At 61.8% G+C, this 17,784-nt stretch carries 15 protein-coding genes and 1 pseudogene; 9 read left to right on the top strand and 7 right to left on the bottom strand.

What is annotated here, in order from left to right:
- Nucleotides 1-166: 166 nt before the first annotated feature.
- Nucleotides 167-1,743: pseudogene (locus HBJ59_RS07340) on the top strand (ABC-F family ATP-binding cassette domain-containing protein).
- A gap of 5 nt (nt 1,744-1,748) precedes the next feature.
- Here the strand turns inward: HBJ59_RS07340 and HBJ59_RS07345 are convergent.
- On the bottom strand, nt 1,749-2,669 hold the full coding sequence (locus tag HBJ59_RS07345) for a DMT family transporter (protein WP_076014176.1): 921 nt from the start codon (nt 2,667-2,669) through the stop codon (nt 1,749-1,751).
- Nucleotides 2,670-2,761: 92 nt separating this feature from the next.
- Here HBJ59_RS07345 and HBJ59_RS07350 point away from each other — a divergent pair, with 92 nt between their 5' ends.
- From HBJ59_RS07350 to HBJ59_RS07375, 6 genes are all read left to right on the top strand, one after another.
- Nucleotides 2,762-3,325, top strand: coding sequence for a helix-turn-helix domain-containing protein (locus HBJ59_RS07350; protein ID WP_076014175.1), 564 nt, complete (start codon nt 2,762-2,764; stop codon nt 3,323-3,325).
- A 154-nt stretch (nt 3,326-3,479) separates the two neighbouring features.
- Nucleotides 3,480-4,676, top strand: a complete 1,197-nt coding sequence (locus HBJ59_RS07355; RefSeq protein WP_167663117.1) for an SfnB family sulfur acquisition oxidoreductase — start codon at nt 3,480-3,482, stop codon at nt 4,674-4,676.
- Between the two features lie 12 nt (nt 4,677-4,688).
- Nucleotides 4,689-5,030 (top strand): acyl-CoA dehydrogenase, encoded by a 342-nt coding sequence (locus HBJ59_RS07360; protein WP_017477002.1) that lies wholly within the window; start codon nt 4,689-4,691, stop codon nt 5,028-5,030.
- On the top strand, nt 5,030-6,409 hold the full coding sequence (locus HBJ59_RS07365) for an LLM class flavin-dependent oxidoreductase (protein ID WP_076014173.1): 1,380 nt from the start codon (nt 5,030-5,032) through the stop codon (nt 6,407-6,409). Before HBJ59_RS07360 ends, HBJ59_RS07365 begins: the two co-directional genes overlap by 1 nt.
- Nucleotides 6,410-6,592: 183 nt before the next feature.
- Complete coding sequence (locus tag HBJ59_RS07370) at nt 6,593-7,180, top strand: hypothetical protein (RefSeq protein ID WP_167663118.1); 588 nt, start codon at nt 6,593-6,595, stop codon at nt 7,178-7,180.
- 86 nt (nt 7,181-7,266) lie between these two features.
- Nucleotides 7,267-8,685 carry an FAD/NAD(P)-binding protein gene (locus tag HBJ59_RS07375; RefSeq protein WP_167663119.1) on the top strand — a complete coding sequence of 473 codons (1,419 nt, stop codon included), beginning with the start codon at nt 7,267-7,269 and terminating at the stop codon, nt 8,683-8,685.
- Between the two features lie 104 nt (nt 8,686-8,789).
- On the opposite strand, the gene HBJ59_RS07380 is transcribed toward HBJ59_RS07375, so the two are convergent.
- The 4 genes from HBJ59_RS07380 to HBJ59_RS07395 are packed head-to-tail and all read right to left on the bottom strand — an operon-like array spanning nt 8,790 to nt 13,419.
- Nucleotides 8,790-10,055, bottom strand: coding sequence for an efflux RND transporter periplasmic adaptor subunit (locus HBJ59_RS07380; protein WP_167663120.1), 1,266 nt, complete (start codon nt 10,053-10,055; stop codon nt 8,790-8,792).
- Nucleotides 10,045-11,526 carry a TolC family protein gene (locus HBJ59_RS07385; RefSeq protein WP_167663121.1) on the bottom strand — a complete coding sequence of 494 codons (1,482 nt, stop codon included), beginning with the start codon at nt 11,524-11,526 and terminating at the stop codon, nt 10,045-10,047. The genes HBJ59_RS07380 and HBJ59_RS07385 overlap by 11 nt, the downstream gene beginning before the upstream one ends.
- Nucleotides 11,519-12,718 (bottom strand): ABC transporter permease, encoded by a 1,200-nt coding sequence (locus HBJ59_RS07390; RefSeq protein WP_076014168.1) that lies wholly within the window; start codon nt 12,716-12,718, stop codon nt 11,519-11,521. Before HBJ59_RS07390 ends, HBJ59_RS07385 begins: the two co-directional genes overlap by 8 nt.
- Nucleotides 12,715-13,419 (bottom strand): ABC transporter ATP-binding protein, encoded by a 705-nt coding sequence (locus HBJ59_RS07395; protein WP_076014167.1) that lies wholly within the window; start codon nt 13,417-13,419, stop codon nt 12,715-12,717. Before HBJ59_RS07395 ends, HBJ59_RS07390 begins: the two co-directional genes overlap by 4 nt.
- A gap of 366 nt (nt 13,420-13,785) precedes the next feature.
- Between HBJ59_RS07395 and HBJ59_RS07400 the strand changes: the two genes are divergently transcribed.
- Complete coding sequence (locus HBJ59_RS07400; protein WP_076014166.1) at nt 13,786-14,538, top strand: TetR/AcrR family transcriptional regulator; 753 nt, start codon at nt 13,786-13,788, stop codon at nt 14,536-14,538.
- 230 nt (nt 14,539-14,768) lie between these two features.
- Here HBJ59_RS07400 and HBJ59_RS07405 read toward each other — a convergent pair whose 3' ends face one another.
- On the bottom strand, nt 14,769-15,614 hold the full coding sequence (locus HBJ59_RS07405; RefSeq protein WP_167663122.1) for an alpha/beta fold hydrolase: 846 nt from the start codon (nt 15,612-15,614) through the stop codon (nt 14,769-14,771).
- Between the two features lie 106 nt (nt 15,615-15,720).
- Between HBJ59_RS07405 and HBJ59_RS07410 the strand changes: the two genes are divergently transcribed.
- Entirely contained in the window at nt 15,721-16,584 is an 864-nt protein-coding gene (locus HBJ59_RS07410; RefSeq protein WP_167663123.1) for a LysR family transcriptional regulator, read from the top strand.
- On the opposite strand, the gene HBJ59_RS07415 is transcribed toward HBJ59_RS07410, so the two are convergent.
- On the bottom strand, nt 16,585-17,646 hold the full coding sequence (locus HBJ59_RS07415; RefSeq protein ID WP_076014341.1) for an FUSC family protein: 1,062 nt from the start codon (nt 17,644-17,646) through the stop codon (nt 16,585-16,587).
- Nucleotides 17,647-17,784 lie beyond the last annotated feature (138 nt).

Below are 17,784 nucleotides of genomic sequence, written 5' to 3' on the forward strand. Positions count from 1 at the left end.
TTTGGGATGCATCATACGTGCCGGAATCTTGATCACCAAACGGCAAGATGTGGCAGGATCCTACAAGGTAGGCTGAAAAAGACTGTTTGGCATTGTTTCAATGCCTGTATTCAGGGCAGGTATGCTGTTCAAAGGTTTTTTTCAGCCTGTTGCATAAGGACGTGTGATGACCCAACGATTGCTTCAACTTGACCATGTCGCCTACAGCCTGCCGGACGGGCGCATGCTGTTCGACAACCTGAACCATGCCTTCAGCGCCCGGGCGACCGGCCTCGTGGGGGCCAATGGGACTGGCAAGTCCTTGTTGGGCGCAATGCTCGCGGGCACCTTGCAGCCCACTCGCGGGCATGTGCGCCGTGAGGGCAGTGTGTACGCGGTGACGCAACTGCTGGAGCCCGAGCGCTATCCCACCGTAGCGGCGCTGGCAGGTGTCGACCAAGTGCTGGCGGCGTTGGCGCGTATCACCGAGGGCAGTCTGGACGAGCACGACCATGCACTGGCGGTCGATCAATGGGATTGCGCGCCTCGACTGGCGGCGGCCCTTGAACACATAGGCCTGGGGCACTTGGCTGCCGACTCGCCTACCGCGGCCCTCAGTGGGGGCGAACGCCAGCGCGTCGCTTTGCTGGGCGCCTGGTTGTCCAGGGCAGACTGGTTGATCCTCGATGAGCCCAGCAACCACTTGGACATTGATCAGCAACACAAGCTTGCCCAGCAGATTGATCGGTGGTCCGGCGGCCTGGTGCTGATCAGCCATGACCGTGGGTTGCTGGAGCACGTAGACGAGATTGTCGAACTGTCGCCCAAGGGCTTGGCGGTGTACGGCGGTAATTACAGCCACTATGCGGCGACACGGGAGCAGGAGCAGCAAGCGTTCCAGTCGGCGTTGCAGGGGGAGCGCGCGCACGCCAGACGTGAGCAGCGTGAAGCGGTCATCCAGATGGAGCGTCAGCAGCGCCGCAATGCCCGGGGTGACCGCCAGGCCCGGGATGGCAATCAGACCAAACTGATCACCAACGCCCAGAAAGAGCGCAGTGAAAACAGCCAGGGCAAGTTGCGCCTCAATCAGCAGCTGGCGCGTGATCAGCAACAGCAGCGGATCGCCGAGGCGCGTGCACGGTGTGCGCCCGAGATCCAGCGCATGATGCTGTCGCCGGAAAGCGTGGTGCCTCAGGGCAAGCTGGTGTTGCAACTCAACGAGGTGGTGCTGCCGTTTGGCAGCCGCGCACCGATCATCTCACCCTGACCGGCCCGATGCGCATGGCGATCCTGGGGGCCAATGGCAGTGGCAAGTCGACCCTGCTGCGGGTGATTGCCGGCCAGTTGCCGGTGGCTGCCGGTGAGTTGGCGCGCAGTTGCCATATCGGCTGGCTGGACCAACACGCCGGGCTGGAGCACCCCGAACGCACGGCGGTGCAATGGCTCTACGAAAGTAATCCGCTATTGCCGCAAAGCGAAGCGCGTACCCGGCTGGCGCAAATGGGCATTGATGCTGACCGCGCGATGCTCGACACCTGCCAACTGAGCGGTGGCGAGCGCCTGAAAATTGCCCTGGCCGCACAGCTCTACGCCCAGCATCCGCCGCAATTGCTGTTGTTGGACGAACCCGATAACCATCTGGACTTGCCCAGCCGGATTGCCCTGGAGCAAATGCTCAATCAATACCAGGGGGCATTGATCGTGGTGTCCCATGACGAGGCGTTTCTGCAATCCATTAACCTGGACGGCGAGTTGCGCCTCTGAGGCGTTTAACCCTGCTTTTCGTGTTCCAGTTCGATCTCGTGTTCGGCGAGCCGCTGCCGGCGGGTTTTCATCTCACTGACAATCACCGCCGCCACAATCAACGCCGCGCCCACCATGGCAATCGGTGGGAAGCGCTCGCCGGCAATCCGCCCGACCACGCCGGCCCACACCGGCTCCCCGGCATAAATCAGCGTGGCGCGAGTCGGCGAGACGCTTTTCTGCGCCCAGTTCATCGCCACCTGAATCACCGCGCTGGTGAGTCCCAGGCCCACCGCGCTGAACAGCAGCAACCAGGAAAACTCCGGCAGCGCCTCGCCCATCGGCACCACCATCAGAAACGACAGCACTGAAGCCGTGGCCAGTTGCACCACCGTCACCCGACGCACATCCACCTGCCCGGCAAAGGCGCTGATCAGGATGATCTCGGCGGCAATCGCCACCGCACCGATCAGCGTGGCGATTTCACCGGGGCTGAAATTCAGTGATGCCCCGGCCGGGCCGGTCAACAGCATCAACCCGGTAAACGCCAGCATGATGCCGATGCTCGGCATCAACCCCGGCCGCCGTCCCAGTACCAGCCATTGCAGCAGCGGCACGAATGGCACATACAGCGCAGTAATAAATGCCGACTGGCTGCTCAGGATCGTCTGCAAGCCAATGGTCTGCAAACCGTAGCCAAACATGATCGCCACACCGATAAAGCACCCGGCCTTCAACTCAAACAGCGTCAGGCCTCGCAGGCTGCGCAATGAAAACGCCCCGACGATCACAGCCGCCGCCGCAAACCGCAGGCCGACAAAAAACATCGGGCCGCTGACGGCCATGGCGTGCTGCACCAGCAAAAAGGTGCCGCCCCAAAACATGGTGATCACCACCAATACACATTCGGCTTTGCTGAAACGGGAAAACAATGGGGAGGTGGTCATGGCGGCTCGGTCTTGCACAGTAGGGGCGCGGACCGCACAATGCGCCGCAAGCTGGGCAGTATACTGCGCAACCCCACCCTGTGAGCAATATAGTGCACAAAGAAAATCCACAACGGGCCTCGGTCCTGCAACACGTCAGCCAGAACGTTCGGCGTTTGCGCCATGCGGCCGAATTGAGCCAGACGGCGTTGTCCGAAAAGTCCGGCGTCAGCCGGCGCATGCTGGTGGCAATCGAGGCGGGGGAGAAGAACGTCAGCCTGTCGACCCTCGACCGAGTGGCCGAAGCCCTGGACGTGGCCTTCAGCGACCTGATCCAGGCCCCGGATGCCGCTGATCACAGCCGTATCAACGAACTGGCCTGGGCCGGTGACATCCCCGGCAGCAAAGCCGTGCTGCTGGCCAAAGCCACCGCGCGTCGCGAGGTGGAACTATGGGAGATGCGCCTGGAGCCCGGCGATCGCTACATGCCCGAACCGGACCCCGAGGGCTGGAGCGTGCAGTTGTTTGTGTTCGAAGGCACGCTGACGCTGGTGCTGGGTGACGAGGAAAAACACGTCGCCACCGGTGAGTTCCTGATGTTCGCCAGTCGCCACCTTCACGCCTATCGCAATGACGGCGAAGTGGCGGTACGGTTTGTGCGTAACGTGGTGATCTAACTGTTGGCAGCGCAACAGTGGTTGGACACTTTGCTGTTTTGAACCGCCAACGACTTCCCTGACTTACCGGCAACCCGCTGATTTCATTGATCATTGGATTCAGGCACGACTCCTGCAATTACCCCAGTATCTCTCTGGAGCCTGGAGTCGGCCCATGTCAGCCCAACCCCTGCAACCTGCCCACATCATTCGTTCAGACGCCGAAGCCATTGCCGTCGCCACCGAGCTGGCCAAGCGTTTTGCCGTCGAGGCCGGTGTGCGTGACCGCGAACGACGCCTGCCGGTAGCCGAGCTGGATGAATTTTCCGCCAGCGGCCTGTGGGGCATCACCATTCCCAAGGCCTACGGTGGCGCCGGCGTGTCCTATGTGACGGTGGCCGAGGTGATCAAGCTGATCTCCGCCGCCGACCCGTCCCTGGGGCAAATTCCGCAGAACCACCTGGGCGTCGTCGACATCCTCCTGCAAACCGCCAGCGAGGAACAAAAACAGGATTACTTCGCCAAGGTCTTGCAGGGTTATCGCTTCGGTAATGCCTTCTCCGAGGCCAAGAGCAAAAACGCCGGTACCTTTGATACGCAAGTGCGCTTTGACGGCGACAGCGCGTACATCAATGGCGAGAAGTTCTACTGCACCGGCGCACTGTTCGCCCATATCGTGCCGACTGTGGGCGTCAACGAAAAAGACCAGGCCTTCATTGCCTTTGTCGAACGCGACGCGCCGGGCCTGCAAGTGATCGACAGTTGGGACGGGTTTGGCCAACGTACCACGGCCAGCGGGGGCGTGACCCTCGACGGCGTGAAGGTGCCGCTCAGTGCGGTGATTCCCGCCCACCAGGCGTTCGATCAGCCCACCGCCAACGGCCCGATTTCGCAAATCATCCAGGCGGCCGTCGACACCGGCATCGCCCTCGGTGCCCTGGAACAAGCCAAGATTCATGCCCGCCAGGCCCGGCCCTGGATCGACAGCCAGCAGGATCACGGTTGGCAAGACCCGTTCACCATTGCCGCCATCGGCGACCTGGAATGGCGGGTCCACGGCACCGAAGCGATCCTCGCCAAGGCAGGCGTTGCCGTCGACCAAGCCCTCACCAACCCTAACGAAGACACCGTGGCCAATGCCTCGCTGGTGGTCGCCCAGGCCAAGGTGTTGTCAGCCGAAACCGCGCTGCTCGCCAGCAGCAAGCTCTTCGAACTGGCTGGCACCCGCTCGGTGTCCGGCAAGCACAACCTCGACCGCTTCTGGCGCAACGCGCGCACCCACACCCTGCATGACCCGGCCCGCTGGAAATACCACCTGATCGGCAACTTTGTGCTCAACGGCGTCAAGCCTGCACGCCATGCCTGGAACTGAGGAGCTTTATCCATGACCGCACTGAATCAGGCGCGCCAACTGCTGGAAAGCACCCGGCGCTTTGTCGAGAAAAGTGATGACCCCTACGTGATCAGCCGCTTCGGCGATTTGCAGATCCGCGTGGAAGTCGCGGCTGCTTTGTTTGAACGTGCCGAAACCCACCCCAGCCCGGTTGCCCTCACCGAAGCGCAGATCGCGGCGGCCGAAGCTCTTATCGCCGCCAGCAACGCCGAATTCGAACTCACCGGCCAGCGCACCGCACTGCCACCCACCCTTGATGATCCCTTGCGCTGGAAATACCAGATTGTCGGCAACTACCACCTCAACGGTGTCGCCCCCCGGAGTACTGTTTAATGCCTCGTGAAATCCGCTTGAATGCCTTCGACATGAACTGTGTCGGCCACCAGTCGCCGGGCCTGTGGGCGCACCCGCGTGACCGCTCGTGGCAGTACAAAGACCTGGAATACTGGACCGACCTGGCGAAAATCCTCGAGCGCGGCAAGTTCGACGGCCTGTTTATCGCCGACGTGCTGGGCATCTACGACGTCTACAACGGCAACGGTGACGCGGCGATTCGCCAGGCCACCCAAGTGCCGGTCAACGACCCACTGTCGCTGATCGCACCGATGGCGCTGGTCACCGAACACCTGGGCTTTGGCCTGACGGCTTCACTGTCCTTCGAACACCCGTATCCGTTCGCCCGGCGCCTTTCCACCCTCGACCACCTGACCAAGGGCCGCGTCGGCTGGAACATCGTCACCTCGTATCTGGAAAGCGGCGCGAAGAACCTCGGCCAGAAAGCCCAGACCGAACACGATGCGCGCTACGACTACGCCGAGGAATACCTGGAGGTTTGCTACAAACTCTGGGAAGGCAGCTGGGAGGAGGGCGCCGTGTTGCGCGACCGCGAGCGGCGGATTTTCAGTGACCCGAGCAAAATCCACGAGATCCGTCACGTCGGCAAACACTTCCAGGTGCCCGGCATTCACCTCTGCGAGCCTTCGCCACAACGCACCCCGGTGCTGTACCAGGCCGGCGCTTCCAGCCGGGGCAAGCAGTTCGCCGCCGAGCAGGCCGAATGCGTCTTCGTCGCCGCACCGTCGAAAGTGCTGCTGAAGAAAACCGTTGCCGACATCCGCCGGCGTGCGGCTGAGGCAGGCCGTGATCCGAAGAAAATCCTGATCTTCAACCTGCAAACGGTGATCGTTGGCGAAACCGACGCCAAGGCCAAAGCCAAGTTTGAAGAGTACAAATCCTACGTCAGCTACGAAGGCGCAATGGCCCTGATCTCCGGCTGGACCGGTATCGATTTCAGCCAGTTCAAGCCCGATGAACCCCTCAAGCATGTGCACACCAACGCCATTCAATCGGCCGTGGAAGCCTTTTCCACCGCAGACCCGAACAAGGTCTGGACCCCGAATGAACTGGCAGACTGGGTTGGCATCGGCGGCTTCGGCCCGTTGTTTGTCGGCGGCCCGGAAACCGTGGCCGACCTGTTGCAGGAATGGGTTGAAGAGACCGACGTGGACGGCTTCAACCTGGCCTATGCATTGACCCACGAGACCTTTATCGACGCGGTCGAGTTGCTGGTGCCTGAGCTGCAGAAGCGAGGTGTGTACAAGACTGAGTATGCCCAGGGCACCCTGCGGGAGAAGTTGTTTGGAGACGGCGCGCGCTTGGCGGATAACCATCCTGGAGCCCGCTATCGTGACCTGAAGGCCACTGCGATCTAACGGGAGAAACTGAATCAATGTGGGAGCTGGCTTGCCTGCGATAGCGGAGTATCAGCCGGTAGAGATGTAAGCTGACTCACCGCCATCGCAGGCAAGCCAGCTCCCACATTTGATCTTCATCGATCCAACGATTTCAGCCAGCGGACCACCGCATGCTTGTGTCACCAATAGGAGCATCACCCTATGAGCGTGCATGAACTCGAACTTCCGCTGGATGTGGAATGGCCCGCCGAACGGGTCACGATGTTGCCCAAGGCATTGGCGCAACTGCGCCATTGGGCACAAGTGACCCCGTTGCACAGCGCCCTGCGCCACAAGCGTGACGGCCAGTGGTACGCCTGGCGCTGGATTGATGCGCTGCGAGATGTCGAGCGCCTGGCCGATGGCTTGCGTCAGCAGGGTTTTACCGAACAGTCGCGGCTGGCCCTGAGCGGTGCCTTCGAACCCGGTTTGTTGCTGCTGGCCCTGGCCGCCCAGGTGATCGGTGGCCAAATCCTGACCCTGGCGGACGACCTGGAGCCCGCCGCCTTGCAGCAACAGGTGTGGCGCATTCGTCCTACCCACGCATACATCCAAGGGCTGCAGCCGGTGGCGCTTGTGCAACAGGTCGGCCCCGTGGACACCTCGCAACGGCTCTGCCGTTGGTGGCAGCCATCCGGCAAAACCCAATTGTGGAGCGAGGAGAGCACCCACTGGCAAGGCGGCCTGGCGACGGTGCTGGCGCAATGGCTGAGCAGCGGCCAAAGCCTGGGCTTCCCACAGTCGGGCTGAACTAGGCGTCCCGGGTCGATGTGCTGGATACTGCACGGGGCGATTTTTACCACAACCATTCAGGCAGACAGTAAGGGCGCAATTTCATGAGTGAAACCGAACGCGGACAGGCGACGAGCGCCATTCGCAACGCTGATGTGCTGATTGTCGGCGGCGGCCTGAGCGGGACGATGCTGGCGGTGCAACTGCTGCGCCTGCCGGGCAAGCGGCAGATCCTGGTGATCGAACCGCGTCAGGAACTGGGGCGCGGCGAGGCCTACAGTGCGGTGGAACTCGGCCACACCCTGAACGGCAACGCCGCACGTATGAGCGTCGACCCGGACAACGCCGATGACCTGACCCAATGGCTGACGGATTACATTGCCAAAGGCGGTTGGCCGGAGTCGGACCAACAACACGTGCCCATCAGCGAACTGTTTCCGCCCCGCGGAATTTTTGGCTTGTATGCGCAACAACGGCTGGCGGAGGCCAGGGCGCTATCGGCGTCGACCGTCGAGCATGTCCGGGCTGAGGTGACAGACCTTGAGGTGGATGAACACGCCACGCTGCTGACCTTGAGCGACGGTCAGCAACTGCGCGGTGCGTTTGCCGTATTAGCCACCGGCATGTTCCCGGCAGCGCGTACACCTCAGACCGAATCCAGCGGCTTGAATGCCGCGGCGGTCGACCCGTGGGATGTGCAGGCCATGACCCAATTGGACCCGCACTCCACGGTGCTGATCATCGGTTCCGGGCTGACCATGGTGGATGCCGTAGTCTCACTGGAACAGGCCGGCCATCGCGGGCCCATCGAGATTTTTTCGCGCCACGGCCTGCTGCCCCACGTGCGCCGGCAGCCGCCGGCCTGGGTCGATTTCCTGGGAGAAGACCACCGCTTGCGCAGCCCTCGGCAATTGCTGCGGGAAGTACGCCGCCAATGCAAGCTCGCGCTGGAGCAGGGGATTGACTGGCAAGCGCCGCTGGACACCGTGCGCGCCAATATCGGGCGTTTGTGGAGCCAGGCCAGCGAGGCCGAGAAACGCCAGTTCGTGCGGCATATTCGGCCTTGGTGGGAAAGCCATCACCACCGCTCGCCGCCCCTGAGTGCCGAGTTGGTAGCGCGGTTGCAGGGGGAAGGGCGGTTGCGGATTCGGGCAGCTTCGTACAAGGGGCTGGTGCCTTCGGCGGGTGATGTCACCATCCGGCTGCGCCCTCGTGGCGAGCAGGAAGTCGTCCAGGTGTCAGGGGCGGCGCTGATCAACTCCAGCGGGATTGAATATGACTGGCGGCGGGTGGCCAGGCCGCTGCCCCGACAGTTGCTCAAACGTGGGTTGATTCAACCGGGGCCGTTGGCCTTGGGGATTGCGGCGGATGTGTCGGGTGCCGTGCTGGACGCCCACGGCCAGGTCAGCCAGCGACTGTTTGCCATGGGCCCACCGTTGCGCGGGATGTGGTGGGAAAGTACCGCAGTGACGGATGTGGCGATCCAGGCCAAGGCCCTGGCCGCAAGGTTGGCACACCTCTAAATCTAATGTGGGAGCTGGCTTGCCTGCGATAGCGGTGGGTCAGCTGCATCATTATCAACTGACAGATTGCTATCGCAGGCAAGCCAGCTCCTACAGGTCGGGGTTCATGGCCCGACCTTCACAAACCCCGGCTTCAACCCAAACACCTCCACCCCCTGCGCCGTCGACTGCCCGGTTTTCACCGTCACTCGCTCCATCGGCTTATCCATCGCCGCGCGATACTCCACAGTCGTCACCCCATCCCCGCGACTGATCGCCTGGGCCGGTACGACAATCGCCTGGTCATTGTTGTAGGTCACGATGGTCAACCGCGCACTCATCCCCAACCTTACCCGTTGCAGCTGCTGCGGCGTCAGCTTGGGAATCGACAGGGTTACCGGAAACTGCGCGCTGCCCTGGCTGTCGCTGGCAATCGCCAAGCCACTGACCACACTGACCGACCCTGTCAGCCGTTCCCCGTCAAACCCGTCGCCCAGCACCTCCACCGCCTGCCCTTGGTGCAACTGGTTGATATCCAGCTCCGAGACCTTGGCGACGATTTTCAGCTTCTCGATGTTCGCCAGGCCAAACAGCACCTGGCCCTGGCTGACCTTGCTCCCGGCCTGCACCGGCGTGTTGTTGTTCCCGCCACCCTGGGCCGATGAGTTACTGCCCGGCGCCGGCACCACAATGCCGGAGAACGGTGCCTTGACCTCCTTGCCATCCAGCAAGGTGCGCAGGGCGTCATATTTCACCGTGGCGTTGGTCAGCTCCATATCGGCGATCTGTCGGTATTCGCCCTTGCCTTGCTCCATCGCCTGTTGCAGTTCGCCACGGGCGGCCACCAGGTCCAGCTGTTGCTGGGTGGCCTGTTGCTTGAGGTCATCGAGTTCGTTGCGCGGGATGATCCCGCGCTTGAACAGGTTCTCGCTTTCGGTGAGTTTGCGCTGGGTGTTGCTGGCGGTCATCTCGGCGGTGCGCAGGGTGCGGCGGGCGCGCCCGACTTGCTGGCCGCTGTCCCAGTCCTGCATTTCCTGCACGGTGCGTCGGGCCTTGAGCTGCGCCGAGAGGGCGTCGCGCAGTTGCACTTCAACGGTGGCCGGGTCCATGCGCAGCAGCACCTGGCCGCCTTCCACCCGCTGGCCCTGTTCCACCAGGTTGGCCTGCACATTGCCGTCGAACGGTGCGGTGAGGGTGATGGTGGTGTCAGGCTCGATCTTGCCCACCAGGCCGATCTGATGCACCAGCGGGTCGACTTTCACCTCCAGCCACTGTTCGGCGTTGTCGGTCGGGTTGGCGGCCGGGCTTTGACGGCTGAGCAGCGTGATGCCGACACCGGCCACCAGCACAATCAACACGGCACCCACCAGGCGTTTTTTATTAGTAGTCATTGAGGGCGATTTCCCAACTTTCCAGCGTCATGCCCAGGGTCAGGTCGAACTGAGTCTGGGCGTTCAAATAGGCAATCAGTGCATTGAGTCGCGAGTTTTCAGCGTTGCGCAGGTCGGTTTCGAAACTCAGTACCTGGAAGTTGGTGGAGCGCCCGGCGCTGAGTTTTTCCCGTTCGATTTCGATCTTGCGCTTGGACAACTCCACCGCCCGCTGGGAAATTTCATACTGACGCCAGCGGGTGCCCAGGTCGCGCACCACGTCGTTGACGTCGCGCTCCAGTTGCTGGCGCGCGTCGGCGATGATGATCTCCTGGTTTTCCACGTCGACCCGTGCGTGCACCTCGGCCTGGCGGGTGCTGATATCACCGATGGGAATCTGCACCTGCACACCGGCGTAGCTGTCCCAGCGCCGGTTATTCGAAGAGCCGTTGTCGTTGTCGGTGGCGGCCCGAATCTGGTTGGCGCCGGCCACAAGGTCCACTTGCCAGCGTCCGGAGTCCTTGGCGATCACCAGGTTGAGGTCGGCCTGCTGGCTGCCGAGCAGGGTGGCGAGGTATTCCGGTTGCTGGTTCTGCGCCAGGAGGAAAGCCTGGTGCTTGTCGATGTCCATGCGCTTGGCTTCAAGGGCTTCGGTAGCACGGATAGGTGTCGACAGGTCCAGGGCCAGCAGGCGCAGCAGGGCCAGGCGGCTGGTGTCCAGTTGGTTCTGGGCTTCTTCCACTCCCAGTTGCTGGGTGGCGATATCGGCTTCGGTCTGCACGATCTCGAATTCGGCCATGCGCCCGGCACTGATCAGCGCCTTGTTCACCTCCAGCAAGGTGTCGGAGCGCTTGAGGGCGTCCTGGACGATGCTTAACTGTTCCTGGGCCCGCAGCAGTTCGCGGTAGGTGGCGATGATATTGCTGATGGTCTGCGCCACGTTGGCCTTGAGGTTCAGGCGGTTGGCCTGCTCCGCCAGGCGTGACAGGCGCAGCGGCGCGGTGGTGGCGTTCCAGCCGGCGCCACGCATCAGGGGCTGGATCACCGACAGGTCGAGGCCGTCGCTGCGGTAGCGCCCGGCGCGATCGGCATTGTTCAGTTGCTGGGTCCAGTTCATGCTCAGCCGCGTGCCGTACTCACTGAGCAAGGTGGCATTGGGCGCGAGGTTAGCGTTGCGGGAGCTGTCTTCAGTGCCTTTAGTGGTGCGGTAGTAGCTGTTCAGGGTCAGCTTGGGGTTGAAGGTGTCTTCGGCCACCCGCAGGTCGAATTTCTGCGCCACCCGCTGCAGGTAGGCGCTGCGAATCGCCGGGTTGTTGCGCAGGCCCAGGTACACCGCATCCCCCAGGGTCAGTGTGGTGGACTGGGCATTCAGCGACACACTGCGTTCGTAGCCACTGCGGGTGGTACTGGGCGCGGAGGGGCGAATCACCACGTCGGCGGCCACGCTGTGCAAGCTCACCAGGGCGATCAACAACAGCAGCCGTTTATTCATCGCGCAGGGCCTCCACCGGCTGCAGCCGCGAGGCGGAGACTGCCGGGTAGATCCCGAAAAACAGACCTACCAGCAACGTACTGCCCACCCCCAGCGGCAGCGCGGCCACCGCCAGGGAAAACTGCCAGCCGGACAGCCAGGCATACAGATACGCGGCGGTCATGCCCAGCACCGCGCCGCACAGTGCCCCCACGGCAGTCAACGTCACGGCCTCCAGCAGGAACAGGTTGCGAATGTCTCGTTGGCGCGCGCCGAGGGCCATGCGAATCCCGATTTCCCGGCGTCGTTCCGAGACGTTCATCAGCATCACGTTCATCACCCCGACGCCGCCGCCCACCAGGGATATCGCGCCCAGCGCCAGCAGCAGGTAGGCGAAGGTGCGGCTTTGCCGGGTCATGCCGTCGATCATTTGCTGGGGCACCTGGATGTCGACATCGTGATCGGTGAGTTGATTGCTCAGCGCCACGGTCGCCTCTTGGGCAACACGTTCCATATCCTGGCCGGGGGTGGCGCGGATAATCACATTGCCGACTTGCGGACTGGCGTAGATCCGGCGCATGCCCGGTGCCGGCAAGAACAGCGATTCGTTGGCCTGTACCGGGATCAGCATCGCCCGGGGCTGGCTGTGCAGAATGCCCACCACCAGGAACAGGTAATCGTTGATGCGCACCCGGTCGCCCAGTTGCAGCGGGTCGCCGGGCGCGCTCAAGGCCTGGACGATCTGGTCACCGATCACCACATAGGTTTCGCCCGCATCGAAACTCGACAGGAAACGCCCGTCGCGCAGGGATAGGCGCATCGCGTCCTTCAAGTCTGGCGTCGTGCCAACAAAGCTTGCGTTGAAGGTGCGGCCATGGAACACCACTGGCCCGCTGAACAGCGAGACCGAGGCGATATGGGCGATGCCGGGCACGCTGCGGCGCACGGCTTCCAGGTCGAGGCTGGCGGGCATCTGTGCGTTGCTGGCGCCTTTGGGTGGAAATTGCGCCACCAGGGTGTCGGTGCCCATGTCCTTGAAAATCATCGCCGCGTCCTCGGCGGCGTTGTGCCCGATATTGATCAGTGCCACCACTGAGGAACTGCCGATGACGATACCCAACAGGGCCAGGATCGAGCGCTTGCCCAGGGTGCGCAGGCTGACAAACGCCTCGTGCAGCAACTGGCTCAGGCTTTGTTCGATCCGCAGGCTCATAGGCGCCCGGCCTCTTGCACCACGCCATTGCGCACCAGGATCTTGCGATTCAGGCGCTCGGCGATATGCGGGTCGTGGGTGACAATAATCAGCGTCACCTGCTGCTCGCGATTGAGCGCCAGCAGCAGGTCCATGATCTCTTGGGCGGTGGTGCTGTCGAGGTTGCCGGTGGGTTCGTCGGCGAGGATCACCGACGGGTTGCCGACCAACGCCCGCGCGATGGCGACCCGTTGGCGCTGGCCGCCGGAAAGGTCGGCCGGGCGATGGTGAGCGCGGTCGGCCAGGCCCACCTGGTCGAGCATGCGCAAAGCCTGTTCCACCGAGTCATGGCGTGATACGCCGCGATAGCTCAGGGGCAGGGCAACGTTGTCCAGCGCACTGAGGCGTGGCAGCAAGTTGAAGCTTTGAAAGACGAAACCGATCTGCTGATTGCGGATCGCGGCCAGTTGGTCGGGGCTGGCGCTGAAGATGTCATGGCCGGCAAAGCGGTACTGGCCACAGTCGGGCAAGTCGAGCAGGCCGAGGATATTGAGCAGGGTACTTTTACCGGAGCCGGACGCGCCGAGAATACCGCAGCTGTCGCCGGTTTCGATGGCCAGGCATACATCGTTGAGAATCGACAGGTGTTGCCCGGCCAGCTGATAGCTTTTGCCGATGCCTTGCAGGGAGATGAAGCCTGGGTGCGCGGGGGTATCTGTCATCGTGACTACGCCTGCAGCCTCGACAGCGCCGTGCTTCCCCCGAAAATCCTTGTAACAAGTTCAGGAGCTGCCTGGTACGCGTCACGGACTGGTTTTATTTCTTGTTTTTAAAATATTGTTTGAATACTAACCGCGATCCAGCTGTTCCGCCAGCCATGGATATAGAGCGGTTTTACCCTTTGAAACGATTCTTGAAAGAGGCATTTCAAGCGCTTAAAAAGTCCTTCGACTACCCTCAACGAGCCCGTCGCTGTTGGCTTTGAATAGTATGGCGCAGTGTCACTACTTGCTTTCGGGCAGCGGCCCCGGTATAAAAAATCAAATTATTTTTTAAAACAATATTTCCGCAGTGGAACCCCACCCCCTATGGTCGCGAAGAAACTCAGCGCTCCAAACGTTACCAAGACTCGATTGCTGGATGCGACAGAGGCTCTTTTCATCAAGTACGGCTATGACGCGGTTTTGTTGCGGCAGATTACCGAGAGGGCTCAGGTCAATCTCGCTGCGGTGAACTACCACTTCGGGGACAAGGATTCCCTGATGAAAACCCTGCTGATGCAGCGCCTGGAGCCGCTCAACGAGCAGCGCCTGGAGTTGCTGGCAAGGTGCGAAGCCGAATCCGACGGCCCGCTGGATTGCGACACGTTGCTCGGCGTGCTGTTCGCGCCGGCCATGGGCCTGGAGCGCAGCGATCCGGCCAGTGGGGAAGGGCGTTCATTCATCCGCTTCCTGGGACGGGTGTACAGCGACACTTCGCCGTTTATCCAGGAATACCTCAAGGTGCATTACCAGCCGGTGTTCCAACGCTTCTTTGAAGCATTCGCCCTGGCCTTGCCGGACTTGCCGCGTAATGAGTTGGGGGTGCGCCTGCAATTTGCCCTCAAGGCAATCTCCGGGGTAATGGCCGGTACCGAGCTGCGTTTGCTGATGAATTCCATGAGCCTGGGGCGGCCGGCAACGGACGCCGAGGTGATGGCCAAGCTGATCACCCTGGTGTCGGCCGCGATTCGCGTGCCGCAGCAAAGCCCCGAAGCTGAAACGGCCCTGGCGCGGGTGCTCGACACTCAGCGTGCTATTCGTGAGCAAGCGTCGTCGCCTGTCAACAAGGTTGCTCGCTGACACATCAAGGCCGGCTCGCAATGAGCCGGCTTGCTTGATCCCACCTGTACACATCCTTGCGAACACTCAAATCCCGGGCAAAAAAAAGCCCGCTGGGGCGGCGGGCCTTGATGTGCAACGTTTGTAACGGATGAGGCTTTACCCTACGTCTCTGGATGTGAATAAAACGTGAAAAATATGTAAGAGAAAGTGTGAAGCCTAATGGCTTGTGTAAACCCGACAAATGGCTGTCAGCGCTGACAGTGAACCCGGCCAATAAAGTCCAAAAGGTACTCACTCACCCGTTCCGGTGCATCCTCCATCAGAAAATGCCCGGCGTTTTCCACCACGTGCAGCTCTGCCCCACGAATGTCCTGTTGCAAGCGATGTGCATAAACCAGCGGCTGCCATTCATCTTCAGCGCCCCACAAAATCTGCACCGGCATGTCCAGGCCCGGCAGGCGCTCAGCGAAATCGGCGGTATACCGCGAGTCGTAATGCGCCACCTGATGCTGGTAGAACGCCGGCTGGCCGATAACGCCACTGATCGGCGCCAGGTATTCCTCCAGCAGCGCGCCCTGCATCACGCTCTTGTCGGACACGGCCATGGCCAGTTGTCGGATCATCAACGTGCGGTGTTCATCCGGCGCCATGCGCGCATGTTCGGCAAATCGCTGATGAATCCCGCGCCAGGTGGGTGATGGCCACGAGTCATAGCTGGGCGCGTCGGCAACCGTCAATGAGTGCACCCGCTGTGGATGGTCAAGGGCAAACAGCAGCGCGTTGACGCCGCCGATGTCATGGCCCACCAGGTGCACACGTTCGAGCCCCCAGTGGTCCAGCAAATCGCCAATCAAGCGGCTTTGCACAGCCACCGACGTATCCCCCTGGAGTGGACGCTCCGAAGCGCCAAAACCCAACATGTCGAACAGGTGGACCTGCATGCCGGCGGCAGTCAGGCGTGGCACCACCTTGCGCCAGATGATGGAGTGGGCGGGCGTGCCGTGCAGCAACAGCACCGGCAGCCCCTCGCCATGGCGGCCAGTGGCAATGCGCCAACCGTTGATCAGAGCGGTTTCGTTAAGCAGGGCAGTCATGACAAGTCCTCGCAGTGAATGAAGGCTTTACCCTAAAGCGCAGCTGGTCATGACACCAATGACAACTTACTCTCTACCAATCCTGTTTTTGTCATAGGTGTTGATCATGAACCAGCGACTGCCCATCGATGTGCTGCGTGCCCTGCAAACCGTGGTCGAAACCGGCAGCGTTACCCGTGCAGCCGAGCGCCTGAACCTCAGCCAGTCGGCGGTCAGCTGGAAGATCAAGCGCCTGGAGAAACAGCTTGAGCGACCGCTGATCCAGCGCGACGGCCAGCGCTTGGTGGCCAGTGACGACGGCGCGCAGTTGTTGATTCATGCCCGGCGCATCCTTGAAGCCCATGACGCAGCATTGGCGCATTTCAATCCGGTGCAATTGCAAGGTTCCATTCGCCTGGGCGCCACCGAACAGGTGCCGATGGCCGAATTGTCGAACTTGCTCGGTCAGTTTTCTCGGCAGCACCGCCAGCTGGATGTGCGGATCGTAGTGGAACAGAGCCACGTACTGCGCCAGGCCCTGGTGGACCGTGAGCTGGACCTGGCGCTGCACCAGGATTTCATCCCGCGTATCGAAGCGCGGGATCAATTGCTGTGGACCGAACAGGTGCACTGGTGCGCCCGGCCCGGCTGGCAGTACACCGCTGATTCTTGCGTGCGGCTGATCACCTTCGGCCCCGGCTGCTTTTACCGGCAACTGGCGCAGGAACGCCTGAGTGCAGTGGGGATTCGTTGGCAGGTGGTGGTGGAGTGCGGGTCGGTGGAAGGCGTGGTATCGGCCATCGCCGCCGGGCTGGGCGTCGGCCTGCTCAGCAGCGACCACCTCGACAAGCGTGTGGAAGTGCATCGCCCCTTCGACCAGCAGATGCCGTTGCCCGAAGTGGCGAACGTGTTGCGCTTTGCCGAGCACAGCCCCGAGCCCCGGTTGCAGGCATTGCAGCAACTGTTGGTACAGGCGCTGCACCGGGGCTGATCAGATTTTCCAATGGCTGGCGGTTTTAGCCAGCCGCTGGCGCATGCCATCAATATTGGCCGCCAGTTGCAGGGTCAATAACCGGTAACCATCCAGGGCGTTGACCACCGGCACTTCAAAGGTCTGCTCGTGGGTCGGCGTATTACTCGGCCGTTCCAGCCGGTCGGTCGCCCCGGATTGCAGCGCCCGCGCCATGCCGATCAACTGCACCCGAATCTGCCGATGCTCGGCCTTCAACCCCACCTGCATCCGCGCCAGGGCTTCCTTGTCCCGCGGATCGGGCCGGGTGTTGCCGAGAATCTCCAGGGTGCTGATGCACATCCGCAAATGCCGCTGCAGGGTGTCCAGCTCGGTCATGGAAATCCGCACTTCCTTGGACACCGACGGCATCAACGAGCGCAATTGCAGCATCGCCGCATTCAGTCGATTCAGCAGCTTGAGGTGCTCATCATCGGTGACCGACTGGCCGCTGATGATCCGGCTATAAATCGCTGCGCAATCGCGCAAGGCACTGGCCAGGTTGTAGCGCCAGGAATACACCGCATACAGCGGCAGTGCGAAGGAAAACGCCAGGGCCAGCACGATGCCGATCAGAATGTCGACGGTGCGCCACAACCCGTCCGACAACGGATTGTCGCCATGGCCGGCGACGATAAACACGGTGATTGCCGACAACAACGCAATGTACCCACCCTTGCCGATGGCGTGATAGGAAAAGAACCCGCACACCACCGACATCAGCAAATAGGTCAACAGCGGCTGGCCCAGGTACGTCTCCTGCACCACCAGCAGCAAACCGACGCTGGCACCGATCAACGTCCCGTAGGCGCGTTCGACGGCTTTTTTGCCGATATTGCCGTGGTGCTGCAAGCCGCCGATCACGATCAACATCGTCACCGAGGCCCACTCACCGTGGGGCAGATTGATGCCGGTGGTGAGCAGGATCGTCGCGAGCAACCCAATGGAAACCCGTACCGCATGGATCAATTTGGCGTGACGGTAGCGCCGATACGGGTCCAGCAGAGGGCGCAGCAAGCGGCGCGCGAAGAGGGGCAAGTGCAGGTTCATCAATCTGGATGTGGCCTCGTCAATAAGGATTCACACGGTCCAAATGTGGGAGCGGGCTTGCTCGCGAAGGCGGCGTGTCAGTCAATACATCCGGCGACTGAACCACGCCTTCGCGAGCAAGCCCGCTCCCAC

It is taken from the genome of Pseudomonas sp. AN3A02 (genome assembly GCF_011765255.1).
GTDB lineage: Bacteria > Pseudomonadota > Gammaproteobacteria > Pseudomonadales > Pseudomonadaceae > Aquipseudomonas.

Coding starts and splice junctions, on each gene's coding strand:
- HBJ59_RS07345 (WP_076014176.1), bottom strand. CDS start 2,669: ATGACCACCTCCCCATTGTTTTCCCGTTTCAGCAAAGCCGAATGTGTA.
- HBJ59_RS07355 (WP_167663117.1), top strand. CDS start 3,480: ATGTCAGCCCAACCCCTGCAACCTGCCCACATCATTCGTTCAGACGCC.
- HBJ59_RS07360 (WP_017477002.1), top strand. CDS start 4,689: ATGACCGCACTGAATCAGGCGCGCCAACTGCTGGAAAGCACCCGGCGC.
- HBJ59_RS07365 (WP_076014173.1), top strand. CDS start 5,030: ATGCCTCGTGAAATCCGCTTGAATGCCTTCGACATGAACTGTGTCGGC.
- HBJ59_RS07370 (WP_167663118.1), top strand. CDS start 6,593: ATGAGCGTGCATGAACTCGAACTTCCGCTGGATGTGGAATGGCCCGCC.
- HBJ59_RS07375 (WP_167663119.1), top strand. CDS start 7,267: ATGAGTGAAACCGAACGCGGACAGGCGACGAGCGCCATTCGCAACGCT.
- HBJ59_RS07380 (WP_167663120.1), bottom strand. CDS start 10,055: ATGACTACTAATAAAAAACGCCTGGTGGGTGCCGTGTTGATTGTGCTG.
- HBJ59_RS07385 (WP_167663121.1), bottom strand. CDS start 11,526: ATGAATAAACGGCTGCTGTTGTTGATCGCCCTGGTGAGCTTGCACAGC.
- HBJ59_RS07390 (WP_076014168.1), bottom strand. CDS start 12,718: ATGAGCCTGCGGATCGAACAAAGCCTGAGCCAGTTGCTGCACGAGGCG.
- HBJ59_RS07395 (WP_076014167.1), bottom strand. CDS start 13,419: ATGACAGATACCCCCGCGCACCCAGGCTTCATCTCCCTGCAAGGCATC.
- HBJ59_RS07400 (WP_076014166.1), top strand. CDS start 13,786: ATGGTCGCGAAGAAACTCAGCGCTCCAAACGTTACCAAGACTCGATTG.
- HBJ59_RS07405 (WP_167663122.1), bottom strand. CDS start 15,614: ATGACTGCCCTGCTTAACGAAACCGCTCTGATCAACGGTTGGCGCATT.
- HBJ59_RS07410 (WP_167663123.1), top strand. CDS start 15,721: ATGAACCAGCGACTGCCCATCGATGTGCTGCGTGCCCTGCAAACCGTG.